This window comes from Amycolatopsis taiwanensis DSM 45107 (assembly GCF_000519205.1).
Lineage (GTDB): Bacteria > Actinomycetota > Actinomycetes > Mycobacteriales > Pseudonocardiaceae > Amycolatopsis_E > Amycolatopsis_E taiwanensis.
This window is the reverse complement of sequence record NZ_JAFB01000016.1, coordinates 44,782-58,541: the sequence shown is the minus strand read 5'-3', so window position 1 is coordinate 58,541 and position 13,760 is coordinate 44,782. Positions and strand designations below refer to the sequence as shown.

At 68.0% G+C, this 13,760-nt stretch carries 14 protein-coding genes; 10 read left to right on the top strand and 4 right to left on the bottom strand.

Going from position 1 to position 13,760, the window contains the following annotated elements:
- Positions 1 to 133 precede the first annotated feature (133 nt).
- From A3CU_RS0114945 to A3CU_RS0114920, 6 genes are all read left to right on the top strand, one after another.
- Positions 134 to 1,939: an ABC transporter family substrate-binding protein gene (locus A3CU_RS0114945; RefSeq protein ID WP_027942982.1), complete on the top strand. Its 1,806-nt coding sequence runs from the start codon at positions 134 to 136 to the stop codon at positions 1,937 to 1,939.
- Between the two features lie 178 nt (positions 1,940 to 2,117).
- Positions 2,118 to 3,134 carry an ABC transporter permease gene (locus A3CU_RS0114940; protein WP_027942981.1) on the top strand — a complete coding sequence of 339 codons (1,017 nt, stop codon included), beginning with the start codon at positions 2,118 to 2,120 and terminating at the stop codon, positions 3,132 to 3,134.
- 1 nt (position 3,135) lies between these two features.
- Positions 3,136 to 4,065 (top strand): ABC transporter permease, encoded by a 930-nt coding sequence (locus A3CU_RS0114935; RefSeq protein ID WP_027942980.1) that lies wholly within the window; start codon positions 3,136 to 3,138, stop codon positions 4,063 to 4,065.
- A gap of 303 nt (positions 4,066 to 4,368) precedes the next feature.
- The gene (locus A3CU_RS0114930; protein WP_245617091.1) at positions 4,369 to 5,334 is read left to right on the top strand and encodes a glycoside hydrolase family protein; all 966 of its coding nucleotides are present in this window, start codon (positions 4,369 to 4,371) and stop codon (positions 5,332 to 5,334) included.
- 60 nt (positions 5,335 to 5,394) lie between these two features.
- The gene (locus A3CU_RS0114925; RefSeq protein WP_027942978.1) at positions 5,395 to 5,634 is read left to right on the top strand and encodes a FitA-like ribbon-helix-helix domain-containing protein; all 240 of its coding nucleotides are present in this window, start codon (positions 5,395 to 5,397) and stop codon (positions 5,632 to 5,634) included.
- Complete coding sequence (locus tag A3CU_RS0114920; RefSeq protein ID WP_027942977.1) at positions 5,627 to 6,025, top strand: type II toxin-antitoxin system VapC family toxin; 399 nt, start codon at positions 5,627 to 5,629, stop codon at positions 6,023 to 6,025. Before A3CU_RS0114925 ends, A3CU_RS0114920 begins: the two co-directional genes overlap by 8 nt.
- 3 nt (positions 6,026 to 6,028) lie before the next feature.
- On the opposite strand, the gene A3CU_RS0114915 is transcribed toward A3CU_RS0114920, so the two are convergent.
- Positions 6,029 to 6,430 (bottom strand): VOC family protein, encoded by a 402-nt coding sequence (locus A3CU_RS0114915; protein WP_027942976.1) that lies wholly within the window; start codon positions 6,428 to 6,430, stop codon positions 6,029 to 6,031.
- 37 nt (positions 6,431 to 6,467) lie between these two features.
- The gene (locus A3CU_RS0114910) at positions 6,468 to 8,249 is read right to left on the bottom strand and encodes an ABC transporter ATP-binding protein (RefSeq protein WP_043841186.1); all 1,782 of its coding nucleotides are present in this window, start codon (positions 8,247 to 8,249) and stop codon (positions 6,468 to 6,470) included.
- Between the two features lie 125 nt (positions 8,250 to 8,374).
- Here A3CU_RS0114910 and mshB point away from each other — a divergent pair, with 125 nt between their 5' ends.
- Together mshB and A3CU_RS0114900 are read left to right on the top strand one after the other, a co-directional pair.
- Positions 8,375 to 9,109: an N-acetyl-1-D-myo-inositol-2-amino-2-deoxy-alpha-D-glucopyranoside deacetylase gene (mshB, locus tag A3CU_RS0114905; RefSeq protein WP_027942974.1), complete on the top strand. Its 735-nt coding sequence runs from the start codon at positions 8,375 to 8,377 to the stop codon at positions 9,107 to 9,109.
- Positions 9,109 to 9,513: a hypothetical protein gene (locus A3CU_RS0114900; protein ID WP_027942973.1), complete on the top strand. Its 405-nt coding sequence runs from the start codon at positions 9,109 to 9,111 to the stop codon at positions 9,511 to 9,513. Before mshB ends, A3CU_RS0114900 begins: the two co-directional genes overlap by 1 nt.
- 13 nt (positions 9,514 to 9,526) lie before the next feature.
- On the opposite strand, the gene A3CU_RS0114895 is transcribed toward A3CU_RS0114900, so the two are convergent.
- Complete coding sequence (locus A3CU_RS0114895; RefSeq protein WP_027942972.1) at positions 9,527 to 10,291, bottom strand: site-2 protease family protein; 765 nt, start codon at positions 10,289 to 10,291, stop codon at positions 9,527 to 9,529.
- Between the two features lie 290 nt (positions 10,292 to 10,581).
- Between A3CU_RS0114895 and A3CU_RS0114890 the strand changes: the two genes are divergently transcribed.
- Positions 10,582 to 10,905, top strand: coding sequence for a WhiB family transcriptional regulator (locus A3CU_RS0114890; protein WP_027942971.1), 324 nt, complete (start codon positions 10,582 to 10,584; stop codon positions 10,903 to 10,905).
- A 268-nt stretch (positions 10,906 to 11,173) separates the two neighbouring features.
- The gene (locus tag A3CU_RS44845) at positions 11,174 to 13,198 is read left to right on the top strand and encodes a hypothetical protein (RefSeq protein WP_245617089.1); all 2,025 of its coding nucleotides are present in this window, start codon (positions 11,174 to 11,176) and stop codon (positions 13,196 to 13,198) included.
- Here the strand turns inward: A3CU_RS44845 and A3CU_RS0114880 are convergent.
- Positions 13,182 to 13,646, bottom strand: coding sequence for a metallopeptidase family protein (locus A3CU_RS0114880; RefSeq protein ID WP_027942970.1), 465 nt, complete (start codon positions 13,644 to 13,646; stop codon positions 13,182 to 13,184). The two genes, A3CU_RS44845 and A3CU_RS0114880, sit on opposite strands and share 17 nt — an antisense overlap.
- Between the last annotated feature and the right edge of the window lie 114 nt (positions 13,647 to 13,760).

Here is a 13,760-nt window from a genome sequence, read left to right as displayed (position 1 = left end):
CCTTGTGCTCGCCTTTCTACCGTTCATCCGCAGTGCGCCGGACGCTTCCGACACTTCCAACGGTGTGGCATAAGCTCCGGCCCGACACCGGAGTGGTGTGGGCTTTGGCCCAGTGCTAGGAGGGCACCAGTAAATGATGAGACTGAAAGCAGCCTCAGCCGTAACCATGGCTGCGGCTGCCGCGCTTGTGCTGAGCGCATGCGGAGGCAGCAGCGATAACGGTGGCACGAGCCCGAACGGTTCGAGCACCGATATCAAGGCCATGGCGGTCGGCAAGGCGGAAAACGCCGCCGCCGGCACGTTCAAGCTGGGTGACGTACCGAGCTTCCCGGGCCCGGTCACGGTGGGCGTCGACGAGGGCTTCTCGGCGTACAACAACGTCACGCCGGACACCAACACCTCGTACAACATCTACGTCATCAACCAGGTTCTCTCCGGCTCTGACGTGCTCGACGGCAACAACAAGGTGCTGTTGAACAGTGACGTGCTGGACTCCTGGGATGTGACCTCCACGAGCCCGTTCACGGTGACCTACAAGATCAAGCCGGGCGTCAAGTGGTCCGACGGGGCCCCGTGGAACTGCAAGGACTACTACCTGGCGTGGCTTGCCGACAGCGGCAAGGTGAAAGACTTCAACGCGGTTTCCACCACCGGCTACGAGCTGATCGACAAGGCCGAGTGCACCGATGACCAGACCTTCGTCACCACCTACTCGCAGCCGTATGTCGACTACAAGGGTCTGTTCGACAACGGTGTGATGCTGCCCGCGCACGTCCTCGAGCAGCAGACCGGCATCCCGGACATCACCAAGGTCACGCCGACCAGCGACCCCGCGACCCTGAAGAAGGCCGGCGACTTCTGGACCAACGAGTGGAAGGGTTTCAAGAAGGACATCATGCCGGGGTCCGGCCCCTACATGATCACCGCCTTCGACGAGAACCAGCAGGCCGTCACCCTCGAGAAGAACCCGAACTGGGTCGGCGCCAAGGGCGGCCCGGAGAAGATCATCGTCAAGGCGTTCACGGACACCAAGGCGATGGCGACCGCGCTGCAGAACGGTGAGATCGACATCGCGGCGTCGACGCAGCCCGACGCGACCGCGGCCGACACCATGAAGGGCCTGTCCTCCCAGGGCGTCATCTACGGTTCCGCGCCGCAGCTGACCTACGAGCACCTGGACCTCAACTTCAAGAACCCGGTCCTGTCCCAGCTCTCCGCCCGGAAGGCGTTCTTCGAGGCGATCAACCGGACCGAGATCACCGACAAGCTGCTCAAGGAAGTCCAGCCGGACATCACCCCGCTGAACGACCTGCTGTACTTCCCGGGTGAAGCCGGCTACAAGGACCTGTACGGCTCGAAGACGGGCCTGGGCGCCGACGCGGCGAAGAAGACGCTGGAGGCCGATGGCTGGACCCTGGGGCCTGACGGTATCTACCAGAAGAACGGCCAGCGGTTCTCGGTGACGATCTCGCACAACGACAACGCGCGCCGCAACCAGACGGTCGACATCGTCATTTCGCAGGCCAAGGCCGCGGGCATCGAGGTCAAGAACGACCTCGACCCCAACTTCCTCAAGGGTGGCCGGCTCAGCACGGGTCAGTGGGACATCGCGCTGTTCGGCTGGTCCGCGCCGCCGTTCAAGTCGGGGCAGAAGCCGATCTTCGAGACCAAGGGCGCGAACGGGATGGGTAGCCAGAACTACCAGGCGTACTCCAACCCGAAGGTCGACGAGGCGTTGAGTCAGGCAGTGCTGGCCACCGACGAGGCCACGGCGGTCAAGCACTACCAGGACGCTGACGCGGCGATCGCCGAGGACTACCCGTCGATGCCGCTGTTCTCGACCCCGTCCATGTGGGCCTTCCGTGGCCTGGACAGCGTTTACATGCAGTCGTACAACGGTGCGCTGTGGAACGCTGGTGAGTGGAAGAAGACCAGCTGATCTTCGGCACTGACCACATGTAGTCCGGGGGCCAGGCCACGAGCCCGGCCCCCGGATTACCTCCGGAAGTACCGGAGTACCTCCGGAAGTAGCTGTCGTCCGTTGGGCGACCCCCAATCGCGGCGGACACGGGTGCGGCTGCATACTTTCGGCCAGGCCCGGATGAGGAGCACTCTCGTTGAACCTGGTTATCTACATTCTTCGCCGTCTGGCGATTTCGATCCCGGTCCTGCTCGTCGGGACCTTCGCGGTCTTCATGATGGTCGCGGCCGCCGGGGATCCGCTGGGTGAGCTCAAAGGGCGACCCAACGTCAACCCGGAGGCGATCGCCGCGACAGAGAAGTCACTCGGCCTCGACCTCCCGTTGATTCCGCGTTACTTCCACTGGCTCACCAACTTCGTGCAGGGCGACTGGGGTGTCTCGGTCGCGCAGGGTAACGCCATGCAGCCGGTGTTCCCGAAGGTGATGGCCGCCTTCGAGGTCACGCTCCGGTTGGTGATCGGCGCCGAGATCCTCGCGGTCATCATCGGTGTCGCGATCGGTGTGCTGGCCGCGGTCAAGCAGTACTCGGCCATCGACTACACCGCCACCACGCTGGCGTTCTTCCTCTTCTCGATGCCGATCTTCTGTGTCGCCATCGTGCTCAAGACGTACGCGATCCAGATCAACGGCTGGGTGCGTGACCTCGGATTGTCCGACGTACTCGGTAACCCGTGGCTGCGAACCACTAGCCCGGAGAACCTCACGGCCACCGGCGTCGGCGATTTTCTGGCGAAATATTCGGGCGCGTTCCTGCTACCCACTTTGTCGATCATGGCGATCAGTTTCGCCGCCTACAGCCGGTTCCAGCGCGCTTCGATGCTGGAGACCCTGAACACGGACTTCGTGCGCACGGCTCGTGCCAAGGGGTTGTCGGGCGCGCGAGTGATCTTCCGGCACGCCTTCCGCAATGCGATGATTCCGGTGGCGACGCTGTTCTCGGTGAACTTCGCCGGAGTGCTGACCGGTGCGATCATCACGGAAACCGTGTTCAACTGGCACGGTATGGGCACCTTGTTGGTCGACGCGGTCAACCACAACGACCCCAACACACTCATGGGTTGGCTTGTCGTGGTGGCTGTCCTGGTGGTGGTCGCCAACCTGATCGCAGACCTGATTTACGGCATTCTGGACCCGAGGATTCGCGTTGGCTGACATGAATTCACTGCTTGCCGGCGAGGCGGCCGCGGCCGCTGAACGCGAAGGCACGCTACCGCCCGAGGTACTTCCGGAACCAGTCAGCCAGGGCAAGCTCGTCCTGCGCAAGTTCCTCCGTCACAAGCTGGCCATGATCAGCACAGGGGTGCTCCTGCTGATCGTGCTGATCGCGGTCATCATGCCGTTGTTCTGGCCGCATGCCTACGAGGACACCAGCTTCCCGTCGTTCTCGAAACCCACTTCGGACTTTCCGCTGGGTACCACGCAGGTCGGCAAGGACATGGTGGCGAATATCCTGCGCGGCACCCAGCTGTCCCTGTTGATCGCCGTCGTGGTGTCGGTGGGGGCCACGGTGATCGGCGTGGTGTTCGGCTCACTGGCCGGGTACCTGCGGGGCTTCACCGACTCGGCGTTGTCCCGCCTGACCGACCTCTTCCTGATCGTCCCGCAGATCGCGGCGGCCGCGATCATGGCGAAGGTGTTCGGGCACGGTAACTGGTACGTGGTCGCCGGCGTGCTGGCGCTGTTCGCCTGGATGCCGATCGCGCGCATCACACGGGCCGAGGCGATGGCCTTGTCGCAGCGCGAGTTCGTCGAGGCCGCCAAGGCCGCGGGAGCCGGGACGCCACGGATCATCTTCCGGCACCTGGTGCCGAACATGGTCGGCAGCATCACGGTGAACGCGACCCTGGCGGTCGCCCAGGCGGTGCTCGTCGAGGCGGCGCTGTCGTTCATCGGTCTCGGCGTACAGCCGCCGGACACGTCACTGGGCCGGATCATCCTGGAGAACTACGCCCAGGTGCAGAACCGGCCGTGGCTGTTCTTCGGCCCGTTCGTCGTGCTCGTGCTGATCTCCTTGTCGATCAACTTCATCGGCGACGGTCTGCGCGACGCGTTCGATCCGCGCCAGCGCCGCGTCAAGGCATGAGTAGCGCTGTGCCGAGTCGCGGCAATCAAAGTGACCACCACGCGCGCGCCCCGAAGGCCCGCTATCGGGGCGGCGGGGCGCCTATGTCGAGGAACGTGACTCGACCTCGGATGGAGCGCCCCGTCGACACGATCGCGGTCGCGCGCAAACTCGCGAAGAAACAGGCATAAGGGTTCTTTCGAACAACGGAGGGGTGGCTCACCGAGCCGCCCCTCCGTTCGTATGTGGCTCCGCCCGACCGAAACCGGTTATATTGCGTCGCGGGTTGACGATTTTCCCGCTACCAGGTTGAGAAGGAACTCCATGCAACGGCGGAGCAGGAGACTTCTGCCCGCGATGACGATCGCCGGGCTGCTGTTCGGCGCCCTGGCCGCGCCCCCCTCGATGGCGGCCGGCGATCCCGTCGCGAGCAGTCCAGACACGGTCAGCGCCGGTACCTTCACCAAGATCTACGACCCGAGCATCGGCGAGCCGCAGCAGTGGTACGTCAACGACCACACCTTCATTCAAGACACCTCGGGTACCTGGCACCTGTTCGGCATCACCCACGCCGAACCGGCCGACCCCGACAACGAGATCGAGTTCGCGCACGCCACCGCACCCAGCATGACCGGCCCGTGGACCAAACAGGCCCCCGCGCTCACCGTGGACCCCGGCTACGGCGAGACCCATCTCTGGGCGCCGCAGGTCATCCGCGTCGGCCGTGTCTACTACATGTTCTACGCCGGCGGCGGGCCCGACCACACCCAGGCCGAGATCAACCTGGCCACCTCGACCGACCTCTACCACTGGACCCGGCTGCCCTCCGGCCCGCTGTTCAGGGACGGCTACGACGCGCGCGATCCGATGGTCACCCGGGTTGGCTCCAAGTGGGTGCTCTACTACACAGCGACCAGCGCGCCGGCCGGCGGCAACCACGTCGTGCGCTACCGCACCAGCACCGACCTGACCCACTGGAGTGCCAGCGCCACCGCGTTCACCGATCCCGCCACCGGCACCTTTGGCGGCGGCACCGAGTCGCCGTACGTGGTGTTCCACCATGGCTGGTGGTACCTGTTCATCGGTCCGCGCGGCGACTACGTGGGCACTGACGTGTTCCGCAGCCGCGACCCGTTCTCCTTCAGCACCGCCGGCCTCACCGGCCACCTGGCGTCGCACGCCGCCGAGGTGGTGGAGGACCATGGCACGTGGTGGGTGAGCAGCGCCGGCTGGGGCCAGGGCGGAGTCTGGCTCGCCCCGCTCATCTGGTCGGAGAAGTCAACGGCCTGACGGGTCCGGGGGTGGACTTTTGGCGCCAATGCGAAGTTGGTCTGGCGCTATTATGGCGCTATGAGCACTATTCAGGTAAAGGATGTGCCGGATGACGTTGCCGAGTTGCTGCGGCGTCGCGCGGCCGACGCCGGTCAGTCCCTGCAGGCCTACATGCGTCAGCAGTTGATCGAGCTTGCACGTCGGCGCACAAAGTCCGAGTACCTCAAGCTCATTGAGGAGCAGTTGGCGACGAGTTCGTCTCCGGGCGCGACGGCCGAGTCGATCGACGAGACGCTGCGCGAGGCCAGAGGTGAGTGAGTACGTCATTGACGCTTCGGCGATGGTGGCGTGCCTGGCGCGCAAGGACGCCGTCGGTGCGGCTCTCCGCAAGCTGATCGGCAGCAGCCGGACGCATGCCCCGTATCTCATCGACGCGGAGGTCGGGCAGGCTCTGCGAGGCCTGGAGCGGCGGGGCGAGATCACCGGCGAGGAGGCCCTGGCCGGACTGCACGGGATTCGCGGACTGATCGACGAGCGTTACGACCATGTGGTGCTGCTCGGCGATGCGTGGACTGTCCGGCACGCGATCTCGTTCTACGACGGGCTTTATGCCGTGCTGGCCCAGCGGCTGGGCCTTCCGTTGCTCACTGGCGACATCCGGTTGAGTAAGGCGTCCGGGCTGCCGTGCGAGGTCGAACTCGTCCGATAGTTCTCAGGAGACAACCAGTTCGATTTCGAAGCCGTCGATGTTCTCGAGGTAGCCGGCGACGTGGTCGGGGCCGCCCGCGTGCGGATGACGGTCGGCGAACATCAGCCGCCAGCCGTGCCCGGGCGCGTCGGCGACCAGCCGGTCGAGGCGAGCACGGTCGCCGACGTGGAAGGCGAGATGGTTGAGCCCGGGACGGCACCGCTCGTGCTCGGCGGCGGCGAGATCCGGTGAGACTTCGACGACCAGGTAGGTTTGCCCGAGGCGCCAACTGCGCCCGGCCGACCAGGACTGGAACTCGGTGTAGCCGAGTTCACCGAGCAGCCAGCCGAAGCCGGCCACGGCACGGTCCAGGTCGGGCACCCACAACTCGACGTGGTGAAGCGTCCCCGGTACGGGCGGATTCACGTGCGACTCCCGGGTTCGTGCGGCTGTCGGCCGTTGCTCAGTCGCCGGTGACAGAGGCGAGCTTGCCGGCCTCCCAGGCGGCACGACGCTTTGCCTGCACCACCGGGTCGGCCACCGGGGCGGCGGAGAGCAGCCGCTTCGTGTAGTCCTGTTGCGGCGAGTGCAGCACCTGGTCGCGCGAGCCCTGCTCGATCAACTTGCCGCGCCGCATCACCGCGACCCGGTCGGCGAGCAGATCGACGACCGCCAGGTCGTGGCTGATGAACAGGCAGGCGAAGCCGAGGGTCTGCTGCAGGCCGAGGAACAGGTCCAGGACCCGCGCCTGCACCGACACGTCCAGCGCCGAGGTGGGCTCGTCCGCGATCAGCAGTTGCGGGTCGAGCGCGAGCGCGCGGGCGATCGACACGCGCTGCCGTTGGCCACCGGAAAGCTCGTGCGGATAGCGGTTCCGGTAGTGCCCGGACAGCTCCACCTTGTCCAGCAGGGAGGCGACGCGCTCGTTGAGCGCCTTGCCGGAGAACATCTTGTGCAGGATCATCGGCTCGGCGATCGACTCGCCGATCGTCATCTTCGGGTCCAAAGTGGACGCCGGGTCCTGGAACACGATGGCGAAGTAGCGGCGCAGCGGCCGCAGTTGCTTCGTGGACAGCTTGGTGATGTCGCGGCCCGCGATCGAAACCGTGCCCTGGGTCGGCTTGAGCAGGCGGATGGCGCACCGGCCGACGGTGGACTTGCCGGACCCGGATTCGCCCACCAGGCCGAGGATTTCGCCCTTGTTGATGTGCAACGAGACGCCGTCGACCGCGCGGTTGCGGGCCTGGCCGCGTTTGCCTGGGTACTCCAGCACCAGGTCCTTGATCTCCAGTGCGGGAGCGTCCTGTTCGATCTGCTTCTCGAGTTCGGCGTCGGCGAGCCGGATCTCCTCGGCGATCTTCGCCGACTCCTCGCTGGACACGTCCAGCGACGAGTCGGCGAGCAGCCGTCCGCTCGCCGGGCGCTGCCCGAGGACCGGGACGGCGGCCAGCAGCCGCTTCGTGTAGTCCTCCTGAGGGGAGGCGAACAGCTCTCGCACGGGCGCCTGCTCGACGATCTCGCCGTTGTACATCACCACGACCCGGTCGGCCAGGTCGGCGACCACGCCCATGTCGTGGGTGATCAGCACGATCGCGGTGTTCAGGGTGTCCCGCAGCTTGCGCAGCAGGCCGAGAATCTCCGCCTGGACGGTCACGTCGAGCGCGGTGGTCGGCTCGTCGGCGATGATCACCTTGGGATCGCAGGCGATCGCCATCGCGATGACCACGCGCTGCCGCAGACCGCCGGAGAGCTGGTGAGGGTACTGCTTGAACCGTTCCTCGGGATTCGGGATGCCGACCATTTCGAGCAGTTCGATGGCTCGTTTGTTCGCGGCGTCCTTGGCGATGTCCTGGTGCGCGCGCAGCGCTTCGCGGATCTGCCAGCCCACCGTGAAGACCGGGTTGAGCGCGCTCATCGGCTCCTGGAAGATCATCGCGACGTCGTTGCCCCGGATCTTGCGCAGATCCTTGTCCTTGAGACCGCCCAGATCCTGGTCGGCAAGGACCAGCTGGCCCTCGATCTTGCTGGTCTTGGGCAGCAGGCCCAGCACCGACATCGAGGTCACGGACTTGCCCGAACCCGACTCGCCGACGACGGCGACGATCTCACCCGGCTTCACATCGAACCCGATGCCCTTGACCGCCTCGACGACGCCGTCTTCGGTGGTGAAGCTGATCTTCAGGTCGGAGATGGACAGAACAGAACCGGAGGCGGCCAGTCTCGCCGTCGTCGCGTCAGAACTCACCAGGGGCCCTTCGTGGGGGATGTGTGCGTCACCGACTGGTCGGTAGGACTTTCGCGAGAGAATAACCGAGGTCGCTTCGACGATGGCCGGGACGAGGCAAATATTCTCATCTCGTGACCCGAAGGCTGTTGCTGGTCCATGCCCACCCGGACGACGAGAGCATCACCACCGGCGGAACCATCGCCGCGTACGCCGCTTCCGGCGCCGACGTGACCGTGGTGACCTGCACGCTCGGCGAGGAGGGCGAGATCATTCCGCACGGTCTGGATCAGCTCGGTTCGTGGGCCGGTGACCAACTCGGTGGCTACCGCGCGGGAGAGTTGATGGCCGCGCTCCGCTCGTTGCGGGTGACCGAGCACCGCTATCTGGGCGGTATCGGCCGCTGGCGTGACTCCGGCATGGCCGGTACCCCCGCCGCGAATCATCCGCGGGCGTTCGCCGGCGGACGGCTGGCCGAGCAGGTAGCCCAGCTGCGGGAGATCCTCGACGAGCGGAGGCCGGAGGTGGTGGTCACCTACGACTCGTCCGGCGGCTACGGTCACCCCGACCACATCCGGGCGCACGAGGTCACCATGGCCGCGGTCCGGGACGCGTCGTCGGTCCGCCGCGTCTTCCACATCGCCGCGCCCGGCGGCGCGGTGCCGGGCGCCGAACGCGAGGCGAGCACCGTGATCGACATCCGCGCCCAGCTGGCCGCGAAGATCGCCGCACTGCGGGCTCATGCGACCCAGGTCACGGTGCGCCCGCCCAACTTCGCGTTGTCCAACGGCGTGCCCCAGCCGATCGCGGAGAGCGAGGGCTACGTGCTTGCCCAGGGGCCCGCGGACGGGGCGGCGACGGATCTGTTCGGAGGGCTGTGATGGTGAAGGAGATCCGGCCGCTGGGCTGGGTGGTCCTCGCGGTGCTGGTGATCGACACCGTGCTGCTCGCGGCGCTCGAGCTGTTCTTCCTCCCGCTCCGGTTGGACGGCACGCTGCTGCCGCTCGCGGGCTGGATCCCGGTCCCGGTGACGGTGCTCGTCGCCGTGCTCACCACCCCGTTGCTCGTGTCCTCCGCGGGCCGGCTGGTGCATCCCCGGGCCGCGTTCGCCCCGCTCGTCGTCTGGGTGCTGACCGTGCTGGCGCTCGGACTGTTCGGGCCGGGCGGGGACCAGGTGCTGATCCAGGACTGGCGCGCGCTGCTCCTGCTCGCCGGTGGGGCACTGCCGGCCGCCATGGCCCTCGGCGGCTCGCTGGCCGTCAAGCCCGAGCGCAAACGTCAGTGATGCATGGGCCGAGTCATCGCCAGAATATGAACGTGACCTGTCCGACGTACGCCAGGTACTCGTCGCCGCCGACGGCGCGGAAGATGAAGCTGGACAGCGCCCAGAACGCGTCCCGCACCGGCGGGGCGGCGAAGAGCAGCGCGAACAGCGCGAGCGGCGCCCACGGCCGGACCTTCGCGGCGAAGTCGCGAGCGTCCGGCGACAGGTAGGGCTCGATCGCACCGAACCCGTCCAGGCCAGGCACCGGCAGGATGTTCAGCACGAAGGCCAGGATCTGCAGCAGGGCGAGGTAGGACAGGCCGATCGCGAGCCCAAGCGACATCGGGACAAAGACCACCGCGAGGCTCAGCAGGATTCCGAGCGCCACGTTCGTCAGCGGGCCGGCCAGGGAGACCCAGGACGCCGTCGCCCGGGTCCGCAGTGCCCAGCGGTTGATCCACACCGCGCCACCGGGCAGCGGGATGCCGCCGATGGCCAGGAACACCAGCGGGAGCACCAGGGACAGCACGGGGTCGGCATAGCGCCGGATGTCCATGTTCAGGTACCCCTTGGCGGCGACGCTGTGATCCCCGCCCTTGAAGGCGAGGAAGGCGTGACCGAACTCATGCAGGGTGAGGGAGACCGCCCACCCGCCGATCACGAGCAGGAAGACCCCGGCCGTCAACATCGCGTCGGAGGTTGTGGTGGGATTGCTGAGAGCCGCCAGTACGCCACCGACTACGGTGAGTGCGAGAAGGCCGAAGAAGAGGGGACTGGGGCGGACCGCTGATCGCTGCACGTCTCCAGTTTGTCCTATCCACCGGTGAAGGGGAGCGAAAGGGAGCAGTTGGCCACGGCCGGCCGTGGGCCTGGTTTGTCCTGTATGTGGGACAGACAGCGTCCGTTTGGCTCGGCGTGTCACCTTGCGCGATCCGCCTCCAGGTGTCCCCCAAACTCGCTACTCCGCTTGACCTCACCGCATTACACAGGTGTAATCACATTGCTGTTATTCGTTGCTGGCAAGGGGGCGACGAGGACGGCATTCAACACCGCCAGCCTGGGGAGTGCGTGGACGCGGAGGAGGCGGACGTGCGGTTGGAAACGAACGGAAGGGAACGGGGGCACGTCGTGGATTGGGGAGAGGGCCCGGAGTTCGACCTGGGCGACCTCACCGAGATCTTCGACCCGGCCGAACCACCGGAGTGGCAGGAGCGTGCGCTGTGCGCGCAGACCGACCCGGAGGCGTTTTTTCCGGAGAAAGGCGGATCGACCCGCGAGGCCAAGCGCATCTGCCAAGGGTGCGAGGTCAAGGGCGAGTGCCTCGAGTATGCCCTGGAGCACGACGAGCGCTTCGGCATCTGGGGCGGGTTGTCCGAACGTGAACGAAGGAAACTGAAGAAGCGCGCCGTCTAGGCAGCGTTTGGTCAAGGCGTGCGGGCTCCGTCGCGCCGGCGGGTGCATGGCATGACACTTGCGGTCGCGCGCGGACTATCGCGAAGGAGCAAGCACGACCCATGGCGCCATGCCCGAGTTCCGTGCGCAACCGTGCGCGGTATGTTGCGGGATCACCCGCACCTGGGGCTCGCAATGGGACTGAGAGGCTGCTTTCCAACCGTGACCTGCCTGTTCGACGTGTGTGACCGAACGCGCCGGACCGGCGCGCTTCGGGACGAGCACCGGCATGAGTGACCCGTTACTCCCGAAAATCGGCAGGAACGGGCCACTCGTGCAGAAGTCAGGGGATGGCCCGTCCCTGGCCGCCAGGGTGGCGCCGCCACTGAGCCTGCTGGTCGTGTTGACGGCGCTGGGCCTGCTGGTCAACGGGCACCGGCTCGGCCTCGATCTCGCGGGCGGCCGGCTGCTGCCGGTCGGTGGCGCCGGCGAACTGTGGTCGGCCTACCTCTCCGGCTGGCACCCGGTCGGGGGCGGCACGGCCAGTTCCGCGCCCACCGCATTCGCCGTGCTGGGTGCGCTCGGTGCGATCTTCACGCCGCTGGGCGGCCCGCCCGCACTCGTCGCCGTGCTCCTGCTCGGCGATGCGCCGCTCGCCGGGCTGACCGCCTACGCCGCCACGCGGGCACTGCCGGTCGCGCGCTGGGCGCGGGCCGGTGCCGCGGCGAGCTACGCCCTCCTGCCGCCAGCGACCGCCGCCGTGGCCCAGGGGCGCCTGGACGTCGTCGCCGTGCACATCCTGCTGCCCCCGGTGATCGCCGGTATCGCCGCGGTGCTGGCCCGTGGCGGCCGGGGATGGCTGCACCGGTCGTCCTGGTGCGCGCTGGGGGTGGCGCTGCTCGGTGCGTTCTCGCCGCTCGCACACGGGCTCGCGCTGCTCGGCCTGGTCACCGGGTTCGTCGTGCTGCCCACCGAGCCGGACGGCGGCCGGCGGGCCCTGCTCCGGCGGGTCGCCTCGGTCGTCATCGTGGTGCTGCTGCCGCTGGCGCTGCTGCTGCCGTGGCCGACGGTGGTGGTCAACGAGCCCGCGTTGCTCCTGCACGGCCTCGGCGGCCCGGCGGCGCCCGCCACCCCCGCCGAACTGCTTGGTCTCGACCCCGGCGGCCCGGGCGCGCTGCCGGTCGGCCTGGTGGTCGTGGTCGCCGCGGTGGTCGCCGTCGTGCTGCGGCCGAGATCACTGGCCGGCCCCGGGCTCGGCGTGGCCGTGGCCGGTGTCTGCGGCTTGGCCGTGGTCCAGCTCGTGCTGGTGAAGCCGGTACAGGGCGGCGCACCGGCGCCCGGCTTCGCCGGCGTGCCCCTGCTCGTCATCGGCGCGGGCCTGCTGTGGCTGGTCCTCTCCGGTGGACCGCCACGGCTGCCCAGGCCGCTCGGCATCGCGTGGGCCGTGCTGGTCGTGGTGGTCGGGGTGGGCGCGTTCCTCGGCGGCCGGGGTGGTCCATTGCAGGCCGGCGGCGGTGACCGGCTCGCCGTGGCCCAGGCCGACGAGCTCGCCCGCACCGGCCGGTCCGTGCTCGTGCTCGGCGAAGGCGACCAGCTGCCGAGCCAGTCCGGCGGGCGGCTTCCGCTCTTCGGTGACGATCAGCTCGCCCTCGCCCCGGGTGCCCCGGACCGGCTCGCGAGCTGGCAGATCGCGCTGGAGCAACCTTCGACGGGCTCGACACGCGCCGCGCTGTCGGGCGCCGCGGCCTCCGGGGCGCTGTTCGTGGTCCTGCCGCACGGCGCCGAGGCCTCGCCGATCGTCGCGCTCGCACCCGATCTCGTGGCCACTGAGTCGCCGACCCGTGACGGGCGGCAGGTGCTGCGGCTGCTGCCGCCCGCCGGCCAGGTCGTGCTGGTCCCACCCGGAGTCGCCAAGCAGTCCGTCACCGGCACGTCGCCGACCTCGACACTGGGCGTGACACCGGTCGAGGCCGGCCTGCCGTCCGTGCGGGTGCGGGTGTCCGAGGGCGTGCCGGGACGGTTGCTCGTGCTCGGTGCCGAGGTCGAGCCCGGCTGGCGGGCCACGGTCGATGGGCAGGTGACGCCGATCGTGCCGGCCTGGGGGCATCAGGTGGCGGTCGCGGTGCCGCCCACGGTGTCCACGGTCATCGTCGAGCATTCGTCGACGCTGCGCGACGTTCTGCTGCTCGTGGAGATCGCCGCGGTGTTGTTCGCGGCGCTGACCGCCGTTCCCGGCCGTCGTCGCGCACCCGCGTCCGCGGCCGGCCAGCCCGTGGTCTCCGATCCGGACGCCGAGGTCAATCTCCCTCGATGATGTCCGGTTCCACGCCCAGGTAGCCGGCCACCTGCTCGACCAGCACGTCGTGCACCAACTCGGCCAGCTCGGCCGGATCCTTGGCGCGCGCCTCCAGCGGGCGGCGGTAGAGCACGATCCGGGCGCGCGTCGGCATTCCCGTGCGGTCCACACCGGCCGGTACCAGCCGCGACAGCGGAACCGCGCCGTCGTGCAGCACGCCCTCGGTCTCCTCCGCGGCCTGGCCGCGCACCTCGGGCACGTCGTCCACGGCGACATCGAGCTTGGTCAGCTGGTCGCGCCAGCGGGCCTCGATCGGCTCCAGCGCGTCCAGCACCAGCTGGTCGAACTTCTCCGCCCGGCTGGTCGCCGCGGGCAGCGACGCCGGGTAGAGCGGCCCCCGCAGCCCGCGCCCATGCCGGTCTCGGCGGATCAGCCGTCGTTGTCGGGAGCTGCGAGCCGTGGACACAGATGGAAGGTTACCCGCCGAAGCCACCGCGAAGTGCCTGCAGTGTTGTTCAGAACGTGTGCGGGCAGCCAAGCCCTCGTTGTCCGTCGCCATGGGTGCCGATCTTGCGTTTTG

Bases quoted from the DNA above. Each gene is read 5' to 3' on its own strand.
- A3CU_RS0114945 (WP_027942982.1), top strand. From the start codon at position 134: ATGATGAGACTGAAAGCAGCCTCAGCCGTAACCATGGCTGCGGCTGCC.
- A3CU_RS0114935 (WP_027942980.1), top strand. From the start codon at position 3,136: ATGAATTCACTGCTTGCCGGCGAGGCGGCCGCGGCCGCTGAACGCGAA.
- A3CU_RS0114930 (WP_245617091.1), top strand. From the start codon at position 4,369: ATGCAACGGCGGAGCAGGAGACTTCTGCCCGCGATGACGATCGCCGGG.
- A3CU_RS0114925 (WP_027942978.1), top strand. From the start codon at position 5,395: ATGAGCACTATTCAGGTAAAGGATGTGCCGGATGACGTTGCCGAGTTG.
- A3CU_RS0114900 (WP_027942973.1), top strand. From the start codon at position 9,109: ATGGTGAAGGAGATCCGGCCGCTGGGCTGGGTGGTCCTCGCGGTGCTG.
- A3CU_RS44845 (WP_245617089.1), top strand. From the start codon at position 11,174: ATGAGTGACCCGTTACTCCCGAAAATCGGCAGGAACGGGCCACTCGTG.